We start from the raw sequence: 3173 nt of genomic DNA, 5'->3' as shown, positions 1-3173 counted from the left end.
TACAGATAAAATCCTAAAAGGAAGCTCTCCTAATGATACCTGCGCATATTGAGTAAATACATATAGCATTATAAAGGGCTTATAAAAAGTTAAATCATAGGGCGATACTATAGTATACATTATAAGGAAGATAGCAAAAAAGTTTATAGGTATTCCCCAGAATATATTCATGGATGAAAAATATGCTGTTAAAACAATGATTAAATTAATAAGGATTATTTTAATTGCTTTATTAAAGGTCTTAACCTGAAAATTTTGTCTTCCCATAACCGTTGAAGTAAGGGCTATAGGAAAAGCAATCATTATATTCTTTACTCCAAATAATATACCTACTCCAAACAGAGTTATTACAGCTACAGAACCATGCTTTATCATGGAATATGTATTTATATTGAATTTATTTACTAGTTTATTATACATGACACTAACATCCTTATTATAAATATTTATATACTTATTATTAGCTAATTTAATTTAGGTATTCCATATAATATTTAATAATTTTAAAAAAGACATCCTAAAATTTAGGATGTCTTTTTACATAGTAATTAATTTAAATATGTATCTTCCAGTGTTAAGCCCTAGAACTATAGCAGTTCTGAAAAATCCTATGGTAGCAATACCTGCAAGTATTCCTGTTAATAACCTTCTTATATTATTACTTGTCCAATAACCATAAAATTGCCCAATACCGTCAATAGCTAATGGCATGATAAGTAAAATCTCAATTAAAAGATGAGGTTTTTCAGAAAATATAATATATATAATTCCAAATAAATATCCTATAAGTATTCCACTACATCTTGCACATATCGGAAACTGCTTTCCCTTATAAAAAAAAGATCTTTCAGGTATTCTATGACATAAAAACATATAGTGTAGTAATTTATCTATATATTTCATTTAATTTTAATAGTAATACATCAATTCTGATGCTATTCCTAAAACTATACATAAAACATAAATTAATACTAAAGTTATCATTCCACCTATCATCCAGTAGCAAATTGTTTTAGCTGATTTAGGTTTTTGGTCTTTCCACATAAAATATAAAACTATTCCAGCTGAAGGAAAGCAACATGACGCAGCCCCTGCGAAGTGTGATGGTTTGTCTTCAACTACTACTTCTTTTACTGTTTCCTTTACTCTTACTCCACAAAGTGGACATATTTCTGCATTATTGTCTATTTCTTTTCCGCAATTCTTACAAAACATCCTTTTTACCCCCTTAATGTTTAATATTATTTTATTTTCTACATTTTCTATTAATATTATATAAATTTTTTATTAATATTGCAACAAAAATTTCCAAGTTATAGTATGTACTTAGGAAATAGATTACTTCTTTGATGTCATTAAGCCCATAACTTCTTCCTCAGTAAGATACCTCCACATACCTTCTTCAATCCCTTCTATATTTATAGAACAAATTCTTATTCTTTTTAAATCTACCACATTATATCCTAGTGCCTTACTCATTCTCCTAATTTGTCTATTTAATCCTTGAGTTAATATAATTTTAAATGTACATTCATCTACTTTTATGATGCTACAAGGTCTAGTTTTTTCTCCTAGTATATATACTCCTGCAGACATATTCTTAAGAAAATTATCATCTATAGGTTTATCTACTTTTACTTCATATTCCTTTTCGTGGTAATTATCTGAATTTAATATTTTATTTGCTAGTTCACCATCATTAGTCATGAGAATTAATCCATGAGATTCTTTATCTAATCTTCCTACTGGAAATATATATTCTTCATAGTTTATAAAATCAATGATGTTATTTTCCACCTCACTAGCTGCAGTGCATGTAACTCCCATGGGCTTATTAAAAGCTATGTAAATTTTATTTTTAGCTATGATAGGCTTATCATCAATTAAAATTTCATCCTCTAGCTCTACCCACTGCCCAGGAATAGACAGTTCTCCATTTACTTTTACTCTTCCTGCTTCTATAAGCCTATTAGTCTCTTTTCTTGAGCAAATTCCAAGATTACTAAATAATTTATTAATCCTCATGTATTGTCCTTTCCTTTGTCCTACTAATATTTATTAAATAGATTAATTTTAAAAAATATGATTACTATATATTTCAACATAGTAATCATATTCAAAACAATTATATCATTTTATATTTATATTTTTCTAAAGTTTTTTAATGAAATATCAAAGGCTTTTACAGAATGCGTTAATTCTCCAGAGGAAATATAATCCACTCCTGTTTTGCCGTAGTCTGTAACAGTATCTAAGGTGATATTTCCTGAGCACTCTGTTAATGCTCTTCCATTAATAAGTTTAACCATATCCTTTGCTAAGTCTGGACTCATATTATCAAGCATAATTATATCGGCCCCTGCTTCTAGAGCCTCTAATACCTGTTCTTTAGTTTCAGTTTCAACTTCTATTTTTCTTACAAAAGAAGAATTCTTTTTAGCAAGCTCAATGGCTTCCTTTATACCACCTGCATATCCAATATGATTATCTTTAATTAGTATTCCATCGGATAAGGAAAATCTATGATTTACTCCTCCTCCAATTTTAACTGCATACTTTTCAAGAGCTCTTAAATTAGGTGTAGTTTTTCTAGTATCTAGTATTTTTGTATTAAGTCCCTCTAGCTTCTTTACATATTTGTTAGTTAAAGTAGCAATACCACTCATTCTTTGAAGTAAATTGAGGGCTATTCTTTCTCCTACTAATATATTGCCGGCATTTCCTGTTGCTTTACCGATAACCATAGTATTCTTAACTAAGTCTCCATCTTTAACAAACAGATTCACTTCAACTTCTCCTAAGATTTCAAATACCCTTTTAAAAATATCCAATCCACAAATTATTCCATCCTCTTTAGCTATTAAATCAACCTCAGCTCTTTCTAGAGGAGAAACTATAGCTGATACAGTTACATCCCCATAGGGACTATCTTCTTTTAAAGCCCTCTTAATAATATCATCAACAATTAAAAAGTTTAACATATTCACCATTTACCTTTCCCTTCAAATAACTAATAAACTTATACTTATATTCTTCATTTGCATTTTTAACATCACTTATAGCCTTAAGATTAATTCTTTCAACTAATTCTCCACTTAGTTTATCATCACCTTCATCTACAAGTAAATTAATATGCTGTGCTGCCTTTCTACTGAAAACTAAGCCCTCTAATA

The 3173-nt window shown here is 28.8% G+C and carries 5 protein-coding genes and 1 pseudogene; all 6 read right to left on the bottom strand.

The features are described 5' to 3' along the window. A pseudogene (locus B2671_RS04120) lies at window positions 1-420 on the bottom strand (FUSC family protein); the annotation flags it as partial. 117 nt (window positions 421-537) lie between these two features. Continuing rightward, entirely contained in the window at window positions 538-873 is a 336-nt protein-coding gene (locus B2671_RS04115) for a DUF2085 domain-containing protein (protein ID WP_346869281.1), read from the bottom strand. 36 nt (window positions 874-909) lie between these two features. Then, window positions 910-1215 (bottom strand): zinc-ribbon domain-containing protein, encoded by a 306-nt coding sequence (locus B2671_RS04110; protein WP_346869280.1) that lies wholly within the window; start codon window positions 1213-1215, stop codon window positions 910-912. A gap of 123 nt (window positions 1216-1338) precedes the next feature. Further along, entirely contained in the window at window positions 1339-2025 is a 687-nt protein-coding gene (locus B2671_RS04105; protein ID WP_346869279.1) for an RNA pseudouridine synthase, read from the bottom strand. Window positions 2026-2141: 116 nt separating this feature from the next. Next, window positions 2142-2981, bottom strand: a complete 840-nt coding sequence (nadC, locus tag B2671_RS04100; protein ID WP_346869289.1) for a carboxylating nicotinate-nucleotide diphosphorylase — start codon at window positions 2979-2981, stop codon at window positions 2142-2144. Continuing rightward, on the bottom strand, window positions 2959-3173 hold a 215-nt coding region (locus B2671_RS04095; RefSeq protein ID WP_346869278.1), incomplete at its 5' end, for a hypothetical protein. The genes nadC and B2671_RS04095, both read right to left, overlap by 23 nt.

Source organism: Clostridium sp. UBA5119 (assembly GCF_002414285.1).
GTDB lineage: Bacteria > Bacillota > Clostridia > Clostridiales > Clostridiaceae > Clostridium_J > Clostridium_J sulfidigenes.
The sequence above is the reverse complement of the archived record's forward strand: the minus strand, read 5'-3'. Positions and strand labels throughout refer to the sequence as shown.

Excerpts from the sequence above, each read along its gene's own strand:
- B2671_RS04115 (WP_346869281.1), bottom strand. The coding sequence starts at position 873 with ATGTTTTTATGTCATAGAATACCTGAAAGATCTTTTTTTTATAAGGGA.
- B2671_RS04110 (WP_346869280.1), bottom strand. The coding sequence starts at position 1,215 with ATGTTTTGTAAGAATTGCGGAAAAGAAATAGACAATAATGCAGAAATA.
- B2671_RS04105 (WP_346869279.1), bottom strand. The coding sequence starts at position 2,025 with ATGAGGATTAATAAATTATTTAGTAATCTTGGAATTTGCTCAAGAAAA.
- nadC (WP_346869289.1), bottom strand. The coding sequence starts at position 2,981 with ATGTTAAACTTTTTAATTGTTGATGATATTATTAAGAGGGCTTTAAAA.